The following is a 14,651-nucleotide window of genomic DNA, read 5'->3' on the forward strand; positions in this document are numbered from 1 at the left end:
CGGTCAATTCGTATCCGGCTCGAACAACTCCTCGATCGTGCAGTCGAATGCCGCGGCAAGGCGGAAGGCGACAGGCAGGCTCGGGTCGAACCGCTCCTTCTCGATGGAGATGATCGTCAGTCGGGTGACGTCGATTCGCTCGGCCAATTCGCTCTGAGCCCACCCCTTCTCGGTGCGGCGCCGTCGAACATCGTTCTTCACTCGGACAGGGCCCGGTAGCGCGCGAACGCGTACCGCGCGGTGAACGATGCGAATGCCGCCAGCAGCAAGCCCGTCAGCAGCAGCGTGGCCGGGGGATCGACGCGGGCGATGGACACCACCGCAAGAGTCAGACCCAGCACGGTCACCAGATCGGTGGCCGTACCGCTGGACGCGGATGTCGTCCAATGGCTTTCGACGCTGTCGCCCGAGGTGTAGGTCTGGTCGGCGGTGACCGGCGCGACGAACAGTATCCAGCCCAGCATTGCACCGAACGGGAGTGCGGTGAACCCGAACACCACCGCCGCCACCCCCGGTGCGACGGGCGAGACGAGCCAGGCGAGCAATGCCGTGGCCAACGCCGTGGCCAGGCCGACAGCGGCGACCGATATCCATCTGAGTCTCACCTGAATGCTCCATTCGTTGGTATAGCTCACTATACGTATAGGAAACCATACATCGCACTTCGATGTGTGGTCCGCAGCGAGCTACTGGCGGTATGGTTCGAGCACGTGGATTGCCGGATTTCGGCGTCGTACTCAGCCCTAGGAGCCTGATCGTGCATTCGTCTTCACTCGGAGATCACTGATGGCCGGCGGACTGGTAGCCCTGCTCGACGACGTGGCCGCGCTGGCACGGCTGGCGGCAGCATCGATCGACGACGTGGGAGCCGCTACCGGCAAAGCGACGGCAAAGGCCGCCGGTGTCGTGATCGACGACGCAGCGGTGACCCCGCAGTACGTTCGCGGCCTTGCTGCCGAGCGGGAACTCCCGATCATCAAGCGCATCGCAGTCGGCTCGCTTCGAAACAAGCTGCTGATCATTCTGCCGATCGCCCTGTTGCTCAGTCAGTTCCTCCCATGGCTGCTGACGCCCATTCTGATGCTCGGTGGCTGCTACCTCAGCTACGAGGCAGCGCACAAGATCTGGGGCGCGCTGTTCGGCCACGGCGATCATCACGCCGAGGCAGAGGACGAGCCGCGGGACGAGGACAGCGTGGTGTCCGGTGCCGTTCGGACCGACCTGATTCTCTCCGCCGAGATCATGGTCATCGCTCTCGACACCATTGCGAGCGAGGGCTTCTGGAGTCGCCTCATCATCTTGGCGGTCGTTGCGGTGGTCATCACCATCGTCGTCTACGGCGTCGTCGCACTCATCGTCAAGATGGACGACATCGGTCTGAAGCTGGCCGAGGGCTCGTCCGGGTTCGTCGAGAAGTTCGGCCGCGGACTGGTCAAGGGCATGCCGAAGGTGATGGCAGTGCTGTCGGTTGTCGGGACCGCAGCCATGCTCTGGGTGGGTGGGCACATCCTTCTCGTGGGCATCGACGAGCTCGGCTTCCACCCAATCTACGAGCTGGTGCACCACGGTGAGGACGCGGTGCGCGGGGTCGCGGGTGTCGGTGGAGTGCTGGCGTGGATCGTCAACACTCTCGCGTCGGCAGTCATCGGTGCGATCGTCGGCTGCATCATCGTTGTTGCCCAGCTCGGGATCTCGAAGGTGCTCGCCAAGCGGGCCGCCGCGAAGTAGTGCCTGTATCGGCGACGTTCGCCGTCGTTCATCCCTCCTCGGAGCCGGCGCTCGACATCTTGTTTCGCTACAACGTCGATATCGTCGGACGCTTCTACGGCCGCGAGGCGTCGGACGAGGAAGTACGACGAGTCATGGTCGACGAGCCGAGCGACGATCTCGTGGGTGATTCGGGCCTGTTCGTTGTCGCATACCTGGGCTCGACGCTGGTCGGTTGCGGTGGTGCTCGTTTCGTCTCCGACGACATCGCAGAATTGACTCGGGTCTTCGTCGACGCGCGCGCCCGTGGAAACGGCGTCGGTGCGTCGATCGTCGAGTTCGTCGAAGAATCGGTCCGCCAATCTCGTCGCTCGACAATGCGGTTGGATACGCGAGCGGACCTAGTCGAGGCCCGGGGCCTGTACTCCAAGCTCGGCTATCGGGAGGCACCGGCGTTCAACGCCGAGCCCGATGCAGAGGTGTGGCTGGAAAAGCGGCTCCTCTGAACAGCTTTCGTCACCGACGAGCTAGCTCGAGGACCCGTCGCTCGGATCCGGAAATCAGTCCCGCCAGATGGCCGTGAATTCGTACCAGGGGCCGTCCAGGTGCCTAGCGGTGAAGTCGTCGAATCCCGCGGGCGGCCCACCTGGGGCGTAGGCCCATCCGGCGGAGCTCATGAGCGAGAAGCCGCTGTCGTCGGTGAAGTAGACCTCGCCACCCGATGTGGCGCGTGCCGAGCTGATGTCGAACGGGCCGATCTCGATGTGTTCGCGGCTACTCGGGGGCTGTGTACTCAGTTCTCGCGCAGCGGCCTCGAATTCGTCGCGATGGTCCAGCATGGAGTCCGGGGGCAGCAGTACCAGAACAGCCGCTGCCAAGGCCACCACCAACGGAGCCGGCGCTATCCACCACGACCATCGTCGATCCTGGCCGACGACGTGGAGGGTGCGAATCGCCCAGATGAGCCCGACGATCAGCAGCACAAGGATCGATGACGCTCCGGCGAGGAGCGGATCGAACCAGGCGAACTGTCCGTAGGGCGAGGGCCACCAGTTTCTGGACGCGCACACCCACGTGACGGCGGCGATCGTGGTGAACGCCAGCAAGATCGGTCCGGGCGGTTTCGCAGCTTTTCGAGGTGCGTTCGCCGACTCGATGAGGCGGTTCTTCAGGCGCTCGATGATGGTCGTGTTCCCTACGTGTCGGAGGTGGCATCCGCGCTCAGGGTCCCACATCTGTCGATGACTTCGGGACTAACTGTTGTGCACGGTGACGGCGTATCCGTCGGGGTCACGTAGGACGAAGGTCTTTCCGAAGGGGCCGTCGAAGGGCGGGGTCACGATCGTTACGCCGGCAGCAACGAGATTTTCGTGGAGCGCTTCGGCGTCGTCGCATACGAGCCAGAGGGCAACTCCGAGTCCCGGCTGACCACTGTCGAGATCCGTTTCGGGAGCGGGGTTTCGGACGGCGAACGGTATCGGTGAGGTGGTGAACACCACTGCGCCGGGTGGTGCCTGGGGTGCGCGGACGAGGCCCAGCTGCGATTCGTAGAAGTCTGCACTTACGGCGAGGTCGCGGACTTGGAGGGAGAGGAAGCTCGGTCCGGACACGGTAGCGGTGGTCATGTTGGTTCCTTTCAGTGGTTCGTCAAGTTCTTGACGAACCCAACGTATGTCAAGATGTTGACATGAGTCAAGTGGATGTCGACACCTCGATCGGTTACGCCCTCAAGCGGGCCACGTCCGCCCTGCGTTCGGCGATGGACGACTGCCTACGCGATCTCGACATCACCGTCTCGCAGTACTCGAGCCTCGAACTTCTCGCGCACAAGCCGGGACTGTCCAACGCCGAACTGGCGCGCGCGGTGTTCGTCACCAGGCAGGCAACCCATCAACTGTTGGCCGGCCTCACGCGCGGCGGTTTGGTGGAGATCGAGGGGGCAGGTCGAGATCAGCGGCTGTACGTGACAACCCTGGGCAGGGAGCGCCTGCGGCAAGCGTCGGCCGCTGTCGCCGCTGTGGAACACGCCATGATTGCGTCGCTGTCCAAGACTGAGCGAGAAGTGTTGCACTGCAACCTCGTTACGTGTGCCGAGGCTCTGGACGAGCGCGAGCAGTCGTAACCTCAGTCGATCGAGTCGAGGAATTTCAGCATCGCTGCATTGAACTCGTTCGGCCGGTCCATGTTGGCAGCGTGACCGCAGTTCTCCAAGACCACAGATCGACCACCCGAACTGAGTTTCGCGGACTCGGAAGCATGTGCAGCAGGCCAGAACTGGCTGTCGCGTCCGGCAATCATGAGGTACGGCCTATCGGTACCGGAGATGGTTGCGCGCCAGTCCTGCGCCGCATGATCGGCTAGTAGCGCCTTCATCGGGGCCGTGTCGGGTGATGCCATCTTCGGCATCGCGCGCAATGCAAACGCGAGTTTCAGCAGTGCAGGCACGGACTTCCACTGCGGTCGGCCGTGTCCCGTATCGGGTATTCCGCTGTCGAAGAACGACGTTCGATTGCTGTCGGTCAGACCGTAGAAGCCGTTCGACCAATCGTCACTGTTCACCATCTTCGGTGTCTGATCCACCGACACGATGGCGCGAACTCGGTCGGTGCCGAACTGCGAGACGTACGACCAGATGGTGTTGGCCCCCATGGAACCTCCGATCAAGACGGCTTCGTCGACGCCCACCTCCGAGAGGAAATTCGCGATATCGCGTCCGTGCCGTTCCATCGACGCTCCGTGTGTCGGTGCATCGGAGGCACCGTGACCCCGTCGATCGAGGGCCAGAACACGGTATCCGGCTCCCACCAACGCTTTCTGCTGCAACATCCAGGTGGTTGCCGGTGCGCAGAAGCCGGCGACGAGAACCACGGCCGGGCCGGTGCCCTCGTCGAGATAGTTCAGGGAGACGGCATCGTCGGTGACAACGGTTGGCATGGTGAATCTCCCTGTGTCAGAAGAACTCGATCAGGCGAAGCCGGCGTGCATTTCCCAAATCAAGATCTCGCTTGCCGTCGATGCTGTCACACGGTGACCTCCGGTGGCGGTGAGTCGGACCGCGTCGCCCTGGGCAACGTCTCCGACGGTCTCGAACACGGCGGAACCGTCGGCGACGAAGACGTGACCGTACGGCGCGTCAGGGACGGTGACGGACTCCCCCGGTGCGAGTCGGGCGGCATGCAGCGTCGCGTAGCGGTTGCCGATCCGAACGCCGCCGCGGCCCGGCATGCCGGACGCCACCGGAACCAGCTCGCCATTCGCCAGCTGGTCCTGCACGTCCAGCTCTTCGTACGAGGGGTCGGTTCCATCGGTGTCGGGTGGGATCCACATCTGCACCACGCGCAGCTTTTCTCGGCTGGTCCGGCTCGACGCATTGGTCTCGGTGTGGCGAATTCCGGTTCCGGCACTCATGCGTTGAACGAGACCGGGGTAGACCAGTCCCGAATTGCCCTCGGAATCAGTATGTTTCAGCGTCCCCTCCAACACCCACGTGACGATCTCCATGTTCTCGTGCTGATGGGAGTCGAACCCCTCGCCCGGGAACACCGTGTCCTCGTTGTGCACCATCAGTAGCCCATGTGCATTGGCCGCCAGGTCGTAATTGCCGGTGGCGGGAAACGACTGCTTCGAGTCGAGCCACTCGTTCCACCAGTGATGGCGTTGTGCACCGCGTATGTGAGTCACGGTCACGATGCGTGGTTCCGCATCGCCGTGAAAGTCCGGGTCAGAGCCGCGAGATCGTTCGGGTCCACCAGATCGAACATTTTCTCTCGCACTGCTTCGACGTGTCCCGGGCTGGCGGCGGCGAGGGTGTTCATGCCCGCTTCGGTGAGTTCGGCGGACATTCCTCGCTTGTCGTCGTCGCATTTGACGCGCGTGACCCAGCCGTTGTCGACCAGTCGGCTGATGGCCCTGGTGACGCCGCTGCGAGTCGTGGTGACGGCGTCGGCCAGTTCGCTCATTCGTCGGCGACGGTCGGGCGCTTCGGACAGCACGACCAATAGCTCGAAGTCGGTGAAGGAGATCCCGGAGTCGCGTGTGAGTTGATTGTCGAGGTCGCGAAGCAGCAGCCGCGTCGCATCGAGGTATGCGCGCCAGGCCTGCTGTTCGTCGGCACCGAGCCACCGTGGTGAGTCCATGCCCCCATGCTAGTTGACAACGCAACTAACGGGTGTACTCTTCTCGGTAGTTGACGAAGCAACTACTTGACCGGAGGCTGAAGCGATGACCGAGACAGATCCACACACCACAGAGCGGGACCGCATCCGTCAGCAGTACATGAAGCCTGCTGGCGAGCGTCCGGCATCGTCTGCCCGCGGACTTCATCACACGGCATTGGTCAGCAGCGATGTCGAGGCGACCGTGCGGTTCTACCAAGACCTGCTCGAGTTCCCTCTGACCGAGCTCATCGAGAACCGCGACTACCCCGGCTCCTCCCACTTCTTCTTCGACATCGGCAACAGCAACCTGTTGGCCTTCTTCGACTTCCCGGGCCTCGACGTCGGTCCGTACGCGGAGGTGCTGGGCGGCCTGCACCACGTGGCCATCAGTGTCGAGCCCACCCGCTGGGAGCACCTGCGCACCAAGCTGATCGACGCGGGAATCGAATTGATCGAGCACAGCGAGGTCTCGCTCTACTTCCGCGATCCCGACGGCGCACGGCTCGAACTCATCGCCGATCCGCTCGGTGAGATGTACGGCTCGCACGTTCTCTGAGAACACACCTACTTTCGAGATTCGAGGCAATGACATGACCTCTGCAGCAATCACACTCGACATCCGCCGCGCCGACGACCGATTCAAGACCAAGATCGGCTGGCTCGACTCCAAACATTCCTTCTCGTTCGGCAATCACTTCGATCGCGGTAACACCCACCACGGCGTCCTCATGGTCAACAACGACGACATCGTCACCCCGGGAATGGGATTCGATACCCATCCGCACCGCGACATGGAGATCATCACCTGGGTTCTGCAGGGATCGCTGGTGCACCAGGACTCGATGGGTCATTCCGGCGTCATCTACCCCGGCCTCGCGCAACGCATGAGCGCGGGCACTGGAATTCTGCACTCGGAGAAGAACGATTCGTGGCGACTCGGCGATACTGCCGGCTCGTATGCGGGTAAGCACGGCGATCCGGTTCGCTTCGTCCAGATGTGGGTCGTGCCCGACGAGCAGGGCATTACGCCCGGGTACGAACAGCTCGAGATCGACAACGAATTGCTCAGCGGTGGTTTGGTTCCCGTGGCCTCCGGCATGCCCGACCATGCTGATCACGCAGCCATCCGCATCAAGAACAAGTACGCCGCCATGCACGTGGCGCGCCTACAGCCCGGGCAGGCTCCGGTGGAGATCCCCGACGCACCGTTCGTGCACATCTTCGTGGCCGAGGGTGAGGCGATGCTCGAGGGCGTCGGACCCCTCGCGCAGGGTGACGCCGTGCGCGTCAGCGGAGGTGGCGGTCAGCAACTGAGTACCGCGAGCGGTTCGGAAGTGATCGTCTGGGAGATGCACGCCGCGATCGCCGGTTAATCGGTCTCTCGGTGTGGCCGGAACGAGTGCTCCTCGTGATCGAGTTCGTGTTCGAGACTGCGCATGCTGTTGTCCGGTAGCCGGCCGGCATCGCGCCAGCACAACAACTCTTCTCGCTCCACATCGAGGATTCGGCGGCGCGTACTCATCGCGGCAACCTGTTCCGGTGAGATGACCGCGTCGCCGACGTCTGTCTCGTCGAGATGATCGAGTCGGCGGTGGTACCGGTCGATGCGATGCTCGAGCTCGTTCCGAAGGATCTCGCGGCCCTCGTCGTCGAGGTTCTCTTCGTCGGCGATGCGATCCAGTTGTGACAGTGCGGCTTTGGCCGATCCCTCACGTGCTTCGTTCCGCAAGCGGGCTTCGGCGGCGGGGTCCGCGACGACGTTCAACGCGCGCACCAATGGCGCGAAGGTAAGCCCCTGGCCCACCACGGTGACCAGTACCACCAGAAAAGCGCAGAACAGCAACAGGTCTCGGCTCTCGAACGGCTCGCCCGAGTCGATCGTCAGAGGAAGCGTGAACACCGCAGCGACGGTGATGACGCCGCGGGTGCCGGCCCAACTCATCACTACCGCCTCGCGTACGGACAGCCCGGTCGTGAGCAACCACAGCGGACGCAGCAGGAGCACGCCGGCCAGAGTGACCGTGACCGCGAGGGCGATGGTCGTTCCGGAGTATGCCGAGAGGCCGCCGACCACAGTGGGCAACTGCTCTCCGATGAGCAGAAACACGAATCCCTCGAGCAGTAGATCGATCAGTCGCCACACGGCACTGGTCTGCAGTCGGCTGGCTCCGGAGATAGCGTGACGAGTGTGGTGGCCGATCACCAGGGCCGCGACGACCACGGCGAGAACACCCGACGCGTGAACTTCCTCTGCCGCCAGGTACGCCACGAACGGGGTCGCCAGCGACACGATGTTGAGCAGCAGCGAATCGTGAACGTAGCGCTGTACCAGGCGGATCAGCAGCGCGATCACCAATCCGACGATGATGCCGCCGGCCGCCGCCAGCACGAACAACCCGCCCGCGTGGACGAAGGTCATGTCCTGACTGGATATCGCCGCGATCGCGACGGTGAGCATCGTCAGCGCCGTCGCGTCGTTCAGCAGTCCCTCACCTTCGATGAGGGTGACGAGTTTCGGTGGGATGCCGGCGCGACGACCCACGGCAAGGGCAGCGACCGGGTCCGGCGGCGCAACAGCAGCACCCAGCGCCATACCGGCGGCCAGGGTGATGCCCGGGACGAGCAACCACAGACCGACGCCCACGAGGGCGGCTGTCGCCACCACAAGGGCGACCGACAGACTCAGGATCGTCCACACATTGCGACGGATCGCGATCAACGAGGAGTTCAGCGCGGCGCTGTAGAGCAACGGCGGAATCACCAGGGTCAGAACGACCTCGGAGTCGAGAACGATGTCGGGCAATGCCGACGCCGAGACGGCCAAGCCGGCCAGAGTCAGCAGCGCTGCCGATGGCAGCGTCGTTTTCTTCGAGATCACCTGCGCCGCGACGATAAGCCCCGTGGCGGCCAGAACGAGCCCGAGAGTGCCTAACACGTTCGGTCGAGAGAAAAGAAGTTCACACGGCCGGGTTCCCGCTGGTCAGCGATTCAAACTATCTCTTCAACCCGAACATCTTCGCGATCGTCTTCTCCATGAATGTCGCCGGCAGCAACCGTCGCGCCAGAAACACGACCGGTGCGTTGCTTCCTCTGGCGTACAAGGGTTTCGGCTTGTCGGCCTCGATGGCCTTCAGTACTACCTCGGCGACGTCCTCGGCGGAGATGCCGGTTCCCTCCTTGCGGTCCAGTGACGAGATCGCTGTGTGGAAATCGTCTCGGTGGACCGAATCCGCTGCGATGTACTTGGTGCGGCGTTCGCTGATTCCGGTGTTGATCGATCCCGGCTCCACGGTGGTCATCCAGACGCCGAACGGAGAGAGTTCCAGCCGCGCGGCGTCGGAGAAGCCCTTGATGGCTGCTTTCGTCGACGCGTACGAGGAGCGGTAAGCGAGCGGAAAGCTCGCCAGCATCGACCCGACCATGACGATGCGGCCGTACCCGCGCTCACGCATACCGGGAATGACGTTCTGCGACAGCGTCACTGCTCCGAAAACGTTCAATTGGAACAATCGCTCGATGGCGTCGGTCGGCAGTTCCTCGAAGGGCCCGGACTGGCTCTCGCCCGCGTTGTTGACCAGAACGTCGACGGCGCCCAGCTCGGCAACGAATGCGCCGATCGACGTGGTGTCGGTCAGGTCCAGAGCTCGATACTCGACGCCTGCTGCCCGTTGATCGGAGGGCATCGAATCCGGATTCCGAGAAGTGCCGATAACGCGGTAACCGCGGGCGACCAGCGCCGACGCGACGGCCCTTCCGATGCCCGACGAAGCTCCGGTGACCACTGCGGTGCGATTCATGCCCAGATGGTACCGGTGCAGTCGGTTCGTAGCGCATGACGAAACCGCCCATACCGGCTAGTCTGTTACCCATGCAAACGAATCCTCCCGCTTTGCTACTCGAGCACATGTGCATGGCCTTCGGCCCCAAGATTGCGGTCGACGACCTGTCGTTGATGGTTCCGCCCGGGTCGATGTTCGGGTTGGTCGGCCCCAACGGTGCTGGTAAGACGACATGTCTGTCCATGGCGGTCGGGCTGCTCAGACCGCAGTACGGCCGAAGCCTCGTTTTCGGGCGTGACGTCTGGGCCGATCCGATCGCGGCGAAGGAGCTGCTCGGCGTGCTGCCCGACGGACTGACCTTGCCCTCCCAGTTCACCGGCCACGAACTCCTGACGTACATCGGTCGACTGCGCGCGATGCCGGAGGACGTCATCGCGCAGCGTCGAGACGAGCTGCTGAACGCGTTGGGTCTCGCCGATGCCGGCGGAACCGTCATTGCCGACTATTCCGCCGGAATGACCAAGAAGATCGGACTGGCCTCGGCGCTGTTGCACGGACCTCGCCTCTTGGTGTTGGACGAGCCCTTCGAGGCCGTCGATCCCATCTCGTCCACGACGATCCGCAACATCCTGATTCAGTTCGTTCGCTCCGGCGGCTCGGTGATCCTGTCCAGTCACGTCATGGCCCTCGTGGAACGGCTGTGCTCCCACGTCGGTGTCATCACCGGTGGTCGAGTCGTGGCGGCGGGAACGGTCGACGACGTGCGCGCCGGCGGCACCCTCGACGACGCCTTCGTGCGCCTTGTCGGTTCCCGAGATCAGAACCCGGACGGCTTGTCCTGGATGCGCTCGTGATGTCGGTCGGTCGCACCGTCCTGCAGATGCGAATCACGCTCTACCGCAGACAGTTCAAGGGCGGACAGGCGGTAATTAAGACCGTGTTCGGATTGCTGGGGCTGGCCTTCGCGGTTCTCGCGTGCGTGATGGCGGCTCGAACCGACGCGTCGCAGGTATTGGTGGGCGGCACCGCAAGCCTCGGACTGACCCTGACGGGCCTGAGTTGGGTGCTCTTCCCGGTGCTGTCGGGTATCTCCGACGACAACATTCAGCCCCGCCACTTCCAATTGCTGTCCGTCGATCCCGCGCGCCTGGCCCGTGCACTGTTGACCACGTCGGTGATCGGCATGGTGGTTCCGCTGACAATCGTTGCGACAGCGTCCATTCCGGTCTACGCTCTGTCCCGGTCGGTTGCCGCAGTGCCTCTGGCGCTCGTGGCCTGGCCCGCGACGGTGGTGTTCTTCGTGACGCTGTCGAGGGTGGTGACGCTGGCCATGTCGCAACTACTCAAGAGTCGCCGCAGCCGCGAGTTCGCGTTACTGGCGTTCGGTGCCGTCTTCGGAGGCCTGTACTTCCTGCAGTTCCCCATCACACAAAATCTCGATCGTGTGCTGTCGGGTGAAGTGACGTGGCCGCTGACACTGGCCCATTCGATTCCCTTCGGCTGGGGCATCACGGGCGTCGATGCTGCGCTGGAGGGCAATTGGCTGTTGGCGATCGGCGCGGTGCTGGGATTGCTGCTTCTCGACGTCGCGCTTGTATGGGCCTGGCAGCGCCTGGTTCTACGCCACTTCGAGGGACGGGTCTCGACGTCGTCGGGATCGACCCGTAAGCAGACGGCAGAGCAGGGGCGTGACGGCGCGACGGGGTGGCGAGCGACGCGGGTCGGCGCGGTAGTGACCCGCGAGCTGTCCCTGTGGCGCGGTGACATGCGTCGTCGGAGTCAGCTGCTGTCGGTGCTGATCTTCGCAGTGCTGGCCGGCATCGGCCCGCTGGTGACCGACTCGATTCCGTTCAGCGCAGCCTGGGGTGCGTGGATCGCGATCTTCATGGCGATGGGTGCAGGATCGAATTCGTACGGTCTCGACGGTGGTTCGATGTGGCACCTGGTGATGATTCCGCAGGCTCTCCCCGACGACATCCGTGGTCGGCAGATCGCCTGGTTGCTGGTTGCTACCCCCTTCGCGATCGTGCCGGTCCTGGTGGTTCGAGTGTTCGGAGATCTAGGGCTCGACCGATGGGAGATCCCTGTCGCCGTGACGATCTCGATGCTCGGAGTCAGCGCCGGTCTGACTGCCGTGAACTCCGTACGCGGTGCTTACCCGGTGCCCGAAGCTACGAAGTCGTTCTCGATGAACACACGGGGGTCGTTCACCGGAAGTGCATTCGTATTCCTCATACTCGGAATAATGGTCCTGGCCGTCTCGGTCGTGCCAGCGCTGCTTCTCGCGCTGCTACTTCCGGGAGCGTGGGCGTATCTGTCGATCCCGATGGCCGTAGCGATCGGCTGGCTGGGAATGTGGTGGGGCGCGCGGATGGCAGTCGGCACGCTGGTTCGTGACTCCGACAGAATCCTGAACTCGGTGATCTCACGGTAGTGCGCGGATAGCCCGGCACGGGTTCCCTGCAGCGAACGTATGCGGCGGTACGTCGCGGGTGACGACACTTCCGGCTCCGATGACCGAGTTCTCGCCGATCGTGACTCCGGGGCAGACGATGACGCCTCCGCCGAGCCAGACATTGTCTCCGATGGTGATGGGAAGGGCGCTCTCCCAACGAGATCGACGAGCGTCGTGGTCTTCCATGGGATGCAGCGCCGTCAGTAGTTGCGCACGCGGACCGATCGAGACGTCGTTTCCGATCGTGATCGGAGCACAGTCCAACAGAATGGCGTCGTAGTTCAGAAAGCTGTTGGACCCGATGGAAATGTATGTGCCGTAGTCGCATTGGAATCGTGGCATGATCCACGAGTCCGCTCCGATGGAACCGAGTAGCTCGCCGAGCAGTTTACGTCTTGCTTCGTCCTGGTCTGCCTCGGTCGCGTTGAATCTGTCGAGCAACTTTCCACACGACACCCGAGACGCCACCAGGTCAGGATCGCCGTCTCGGTAGAGTTCGCCGCGCAGCATCCGATCACGGTTCTCGCCCATGGGGGACACGCTACAAGCAGGTCGGCTTCTCGAACAGCGCCACGCTGAACCACGAACTGCCACCGTCGAAGTCGCGACGGCCGACGTACTGGAAACCCTGCCGAAGGTAGTAGTTGCGAAGAGCGGTGTTGGTCTCGGCGCAGTCCAGCCGTAGCAGCCCTCGCCCTTCCTGTCGGGTCCGCTGCGTCGCCCACTCGAGCCACGAGGTGCCCAGTCCCGTTCCGGCTTCGCTTCTGTCGATCACCAATCCGTGCACATAGCCTGCGTCGTCGTCTGGCTCCGGCCAGACGGCAGGATCGGCCCAAATCAGTCGCAGGGCTCCGACGATCGGGCCACCGGCGTGACGTCGAGCGATGTAGAACTCCCCTGCGTCTATCTGGGCCGCAACAGTCGACAGAGGTACCTCGCGCGGTGCCCACTGATCGATGCTGCGGGCGGCCAACCAATCCTCGGCGGCGTGCCGGAGGTCGAGTATCGTTGCTGCGTCGGCGGCAGACGCGAGTTCTACGGTGAGCACCCTGCCATCGTACGGAGGTGACGGGTCCTATGGTGAACGTGCTTGTGGTCGAAAGTGATTCGGACCGAAAGGCCTTCCCGTCGATTGGTGGAGTCCACTTCCGCAGTTGCACGATCCCCGAACTCGTCGACGCTGTATCGTGGGCGGAGGTTCTGCTGTTCCGCACGTTCGAGACGGTCGACCTGCGCAACGTGTGGCCGCACGCCGACAAGCTCCGATGGATTCATGTGTCGAGCGCTGGGGTCGATCGGGTTCTGGATCCGGTTCTGCGGGAAACTCCCTGGGTGCTGACCAACTCCGGCGGCATTCTCGACCGTGCAATTGCCGAATACGTTGCTGCGGGCGTTCTGGCGTCGATGAAGAAGCTGCCCGAAGCGCTTCGGCGACAACGTGAACGGGTCTGGGAGCATCGCCTCACCAGTGGAATTCACAATCGGAGAGTGCTGGTCGTCGGTCCGGGTTCGATCGGCCGCGCCATCGGTCGCGTTCTCGGGGCACTCGGTATGCGTGTCGACGCGGCCGGCACATCCGAGCGGCCGGGAGACGCGGAGTTCGGGAGAATTCGTTCGGTGGACGAGTTACCCGCCTACGCAGGTGAATACGACGTGGTGGTGCTGTCCGCGCCGCTGACCGAGAAGACCCGGGGGCTCGTGAATGCAGAGGTCCTCGGGGCGATGCGTCACGACGCGGGGCTGGTCAACATCGCCCGTGGGCCCGTTGTCGACGAACAGGCCTTGTGTGAGGCGTTGGATTCCGGGGCGATCGGATGGGCCGTGTTGGATGTCTTCGAGGTCGAGCCACTTCCGACGTCGAGTCCGCTGTGGGAGATGGACAACGTGATTCTGACGGCGCATCTGGCCGGTGACGCCGACGACTTCGCCGATCGGCTGTGGACGCTGTTCGAGGACAATCTCGATAGGTATCGGCGGAAAGAGTCCCTGGTCAATGTGGTGGACAAGCAGGCGGGCTACGTCCGCCGGTAGAAGCCGACGCCAATCTATGTGTAACACGCCGTCGCGTGTATTAGTGTCGGTGGAATGCGTGAGATAAACCATTCGGCGGTCGCGTCGACACCCCGCGATGCGGCGTTCGCCTACCTCGACGACTATCGAAACGTCCCGCGGTGGATGTTCGGGATCACGCGGTTCGAGCCGAGGAGTGAGACCACCTCCGGTCTCGGGGCGACGTACGACGCAACCATGCAGATCGGCCCCAAGTCGTTGAATTCGATCGTGCGCGTCACCGAATGGGTCGAGAACGAGCGACTCACGCTCGAATCGGTCGAAGGCCTGTCCAACTCCTCGACCTGGTCGTTCACGGACCTGGATGAGGGCCGGACCCGTCTCGACGTCATCTTCCGTTACAGCCTGCCCGGGGGCATCGCCGGAAAGGTTCTCGGGGCCGTCGTGGAGCCCGTCGTCGGGCAGGCAATTCGGCACACCGAGTCCACTCTCCGATCGCAGCTGGAATCGGCCGAACATCGGTAGTCCCGAATAATCGGTACT

Annotated in this window: 20 protein-coding genes; 9 read left to right on the forward strand and 11 right to left on the reverse strand. The window is 63.4% G+C overall.

The genetic code is table 11. The features are described 5' to 3' along the window. Positions 1-3: 3 nt before the first annotated feature. Together E4P29_RS23375 and E4P29_RS23380 are read right to left on the reverse strand one after the other, a co-directional pair. Positions 4-201 carry a helix-turn-helix transcriptional regulator gene (locus tag E4P29_RS23375; protein ID WP_135047385.1) on the reverse strand — a complete coding sequence of 66 codons (198 nt, stop codon included), beginning with the start codon at positions 199-201 and terminating at the stop codon, positions 4-6. Beyond that, a complete protein-coding gene (locus E4P29_RS23380) occupies positions 198-605 on the reverse strand; it encodes a hypothetical protein (protein WP_230592058.1) in 408 nt (135 codons plus the stop codon). Before E4P29_RS23380 ends, E4P29_RS23375 begins: the two co-directional genes overlap by 4 nt. 181 nt (positions 606-786) lie before the next feature. Here E4P29_RS23380 and E4P29_RS23385 point away from each other — a divergent pair, with 181 nt between their 5' ends. Next, positions 787-1,728 (forward strand): DUF808 domain-containing protein, encoded by a 942-nt coding sequence (locus tag E4P29_RS23385; RefSeq protein WP_032367693.1) that lies wholly within the window; start codon positions 787-789, stop codon positions 1,726-1,728. Next, positions 1,728-2,213, forward strand: a complete 486-nt coding sequence (locus E4P29_RS23390) for a GNAT family N-acetyltransferase (protein ID WP_135047386.1) — start codon at positions 1,728-1,730, stop codon at positions 2,211-2,213. The genes E4P29_RS23385 and E4P29_RS23390 overlap by 1 nt, the downstream gene beginning before the upstream one ends. 54 nt (positions 2,214-2,267) lie before the next feature. Here E4P29_RS23390 and E4P29_RS23395 read toward each other — a convergent pair whose 3' ends face one another. Next, a complete protein-coding gene (locus E4P29_RS23395) occupies positions 2,268-2,942 on the reverse strand; it encodes a DUF1109 domain-containing protein (protein WP_245154459.1) in 675 nt (224 codons plus the stop codon). 18 nt (positions 2,943-2,960) lie between these two features. Continuing rightward, positions 2,961-3,332: a VOC family protein gene (locus E4P29_RS23400; protein ID WP_135047387.1), complete on the reverse strand. Its 372-nt coding sequence runs from the start codon at positions 3,330-3,332 to the stop codon at positions 2,961-2,963. A gap of 62 nt (positions 3,333-3,394) precedes the next feature. Here E4P29_RS23400 and E4P29_RS23405 point away from each other — a divergent pair, with 62 nt between their 5' ends. Further along, positions 3,395-3,829 (forward strand): MarR family transcriptional regulator, encoded by a 435-nt coding sequence (locus E4P29_RS23405; protein WP_135047388.1) that lies wholly within the window; start codon positions 3,395-3,397, stop codon positions 3,827-3,829. Between the two features lie 2 nt (positions 3,830-3,831). Here the strand turns inward: E4P29_RS23405 and E4P29_RS23410 are convergent, their stop codons facing one another. From E4P29_RS23410 to E4P29_RS23420, 3 genes are read right to left on the reverse strand one after another with little or no spacing between them, the layout of a single operon-like run. Then, positions 3,832-4,641 (reverse strand): alpha/beta hydrolase, encoded by an 810-nt coding sequence (locus E4P29_RS23410; protein ID WP_135047389.1) that lies wholly within the window; start codon positions 4,639-4,641, stop codon positions 3,832-3,834. A gap of 30 nt (positions 4,642-4,671) precedes the next feature. Then, positions 4,672-5,394, reverse strand: coding sequence for a pirin family protein (locus tag E4P29_RS23415; protein ID WP_135047390.1), 723 nt, complete (start codon positions 5,392-5,394; stop codon positions 4,672-4,674). Then, complete coding sequence (locus tag E4P29_RS23420; protein ID WP_027495110.1) at positions 5,391-5,843, reverse strand: MarR family transcriptional regulator; 453 nt, start codon at positions 5,841-5,843, stop codon at positions 5,391-5,393. Before E4P29_RS23420 ends, E4P29_RS23415 begins: the two co-directional genes overlap by 4 nt. A gap of 85 nt (positions 5,844-5,928) precedes the next feature. Between E4P29_RS23420 and E4P29_RS23425 the strand changes: the two genes are divergently transcribed. Both E4P29_RS23425 and E4P29_RS23430 read left to right on the forward strand, forming a co-directional pair. Continuing rightward, positions 5,929-6,420: a VOC family protein gene (locus E4P29_RS23425; RefSeq protein WP_032373460.1), complete on the forward strand. Its 492-nt coding sequence runs from the start codon at positions 5,929-5,931 to the stop codon at positions 6,418-6,420. A gap of 34 nt (positions 6,421-6,454) precedes the next feature. Further along, positions 6,455-7,237 carry a pirin-like bicupin family protein gene (locus tag E4P29_RS23430; RefSeq protein WP_135047391.1) on the forward strand — a complete coding sequence of 261 codons (783 nt, stop codon included), beginning with the start codon at positions 6,455-6,457 and terminating at the stop codon, positions 7,235-7,237. On the opposite strand, the gene E4P29_RS23435 is transcribed toward E4P29_RS23430, so the two are convergent. Further along, on the reverse strand, positions 7,234-8,799 hold the full coding sequence (locus E4P29_RS23435; protein WP_135047392.1) for a Na+/H+ antiporter: 1,566 nt from the start codon (positions 8,797-8,799) through the stop codon (positions 7,234-7,236). The genes E4P29_RS23430 and E4P29_RS23435 overlap by 4 nt on opposite strands. 58 nt (positions 8,800-8,857) lie before the next feature. Beyond that, on the reverse strand, positions 8,858-9,661 hold the full coding sequence (locus E4P29_RS23440; RefSeq protein ID WP_135047393.1) for an SDR family oxidoreductase: 804 nt from the start codon (positions 9,659-9,661) through the stop codon (positions 8,858-8,860). Between the two features lie 71 nt (positions 9,662-9,732). On the opposite strand from E4P29_RS23440, the gene E4P29_RS23445 reads away from it, so the two are divergent. Both E4P29_RS23445 and E4P29_RS23450 read left to right on the forward strand, forming a co-directional pair. Then, positions 9,733-10,497, forward strand: coding sequence for an ABC transporter ATP-binding protein (locus E4P29_RS23445; RefSeq protein WP_032373463.1), 765 nt, complete (start codon positions 9,733-9,735; stop codon positions 10,495-10,497). 26 nt (positions 10,498-10,523) lie between these two features. Beyond that, entirely contained in the window at positions 10,524-12,077 is a 1,554-nt protein-coding gene (locus E4P29_RS23450) for an ABC transporter permease (protein WP_245154460.1), read from the forward strand. Here the strand turns inward: E4P29_RS23450 and E4P29_RS23455 are convergent. Together E4P29_RS23455 and E4P29_RS23460 are read right to left on the reverse strand one after the other, a co-directional pair. Further along, positions 12,069-12,629: a sugar O-acetyltransferase gene (locus E4P29_RS23455; protein ID WP_135047395.1), complete on the reverse strand. Its 561-nt coding sequence runs from the start codon at positions 12,627-12,629 to the stop codon at positions 12,069-12,071. The two genes, E4P29_RS23450 and E4P29_RS23455, sit on opposite strands and share 9 nt — an antisense overlap. Positions 12,630-12,639: 10 nt before the next feature. After that, positions 12,640-13,146, reverse strand: a complete 507-nt coding sequence (locus E4P29_RS23460) for a GNAT family N-acetyltransferase (protein WP_135047396.1) — start codon at positions 13,144-13,146, stop codon at positions 12,640-12,642. Between the two features lie 29 nt (positions 13,147-13,175). Here E4P29_RS23460 and E4P29_RS23465 point away from each other — a divergent pair, with 29 nt between their 5' ends. Both E4P29_RS23465 and E4P29_RS23470 read left to right on the forward strand, forming a co-directional pair. Beyond that, positions 13,176-14,129 carry a D-2-hydroxyacid dehydrogenase gene (locus E4P29_RS23465; protein WP_135047397.1) on the forward strand — a complete coding sequence of 318 codons (954 nt, stop codon included), beginning with the start codon at positions 13,176-13,178 and terminating at the stop codon, positions 14,127-14,129. 54 nt (positions 14,130-14,183) lie between these two features. Then, the gene (locus tag E4P29_RS23470; protein WP_032367705.1) at positions 14,184-14,633 is read left to right on the forward strand and encodes an SRPBCC family protein; all 450 of its coding nucleotides are present in this window, start codon (positions 14,184-14,186) and stop codon (positions 14,631-14,633) included. Positions 14,634-14,651: the final 18 nt, after the last annotated feature.

Source organism: Rhodococcus sp. 1R11 (assembly GCF_004563845.1).
Lineage (GTDB): Bacteria > Actinomycetota > Actinomycetes > Mycobacteriales > Mycobacteriaceae > Rhodococcoides.

Coding starts and splice junctions, on each gene's coding strand:
- E4P29_RS23385 (WP_032367693.1), top strand. CDS start 787: ATGGCCGGCGGACTGGTAGCCCTGCTCGACGACGTGGCCGCGCTGGCA.
- E4P29_RS23395 (WP_245154459.1), bottom strand. CDS start 2,942: ATGTGGGACCCTGAGCGCGGATGCCACCTCCGACACGTAGGGAACACG.
- E4P29_RS23400 (WP_135047387.1), bottom strand. CDS start 3,332: ATGACCACCGCTACCGTGTCCGGACCGAGCTTCCTCTCCCTCCAAGTC.
- E4P29_RS23405 (WP_135047388.1), top strand. CDS start 3,395: ATGAGTCAAGTGGATGTCGACACCTCGATCGGTTACGCCCTCAAGCGG.
- E4P29_RS23410 (WP_135047389.1), bottom strand. CDS start 4,641: ATGCCAACCGTTGTCACCGACGATGCCGTCTCCCTGAACTATCTCGAC.
- E4P29_RS23420 (WP_027495110.1), bottom strand. CDS start 5,843: ATGGACTCACCACGGTGGCTCGGTGCCGACGAACAGCAGGCCTGGCGC.
- E4P29_RS23425 (WP_032373460.1), top strand. CDS start 5,929: ATGACCGAGACAGATCCACACACCACAGAGCGGGACCGCATCCGTCAG.
- E4P29_RS23430 (WP_135047391.1), top strand. CDS start 6,455: ATGACCTCTGCAGCAATCACACTCGACATCCGCCGCGCCGACGACCGA.
- E4P29_RS23440 (WP_135047393.1), bottom strand. CDS start 9,661: ATGAATCGCACCGCAGTGGTCACCGGAGCTTCGTCGGGCATCGGAAGG.
- E4P29_RS23445 (WP_032373463.1), top strand. CDS start 9,733: ATGCAAACGAATCCTCCCGCTTTGCTACTCGAGCACATGTGCATGGCC.
- E4P29_RS23450 (WP_245154460.1), top strand. CDS start 10,524: ATGCGAATCACGCTCTACCGCAGACAGTTCAAGGGCGGACAGGCGGTA.
- E4P29_RS23455 (WP_135047395.1), bottom strand. CDS start 12,629: ATGGGCGAGAACCGTGATCGGATGCTGCGCGGCGAACTCTACCGAGAC.
- E4P29_RS23465 (WP_135047397.1), top strand. CDS start 13,176: ATGGTGAACGTGCTTGTGGTCGAAAGTGATTCGGACCGAAAGGCCTTC.
- E4P29_RS23470 (WP_032367705.1), top strand. CDS start 14,184: ATGCGTGAGATAAACCATTCGGCGGTCGCGTCGACACCCCGCGATGCG.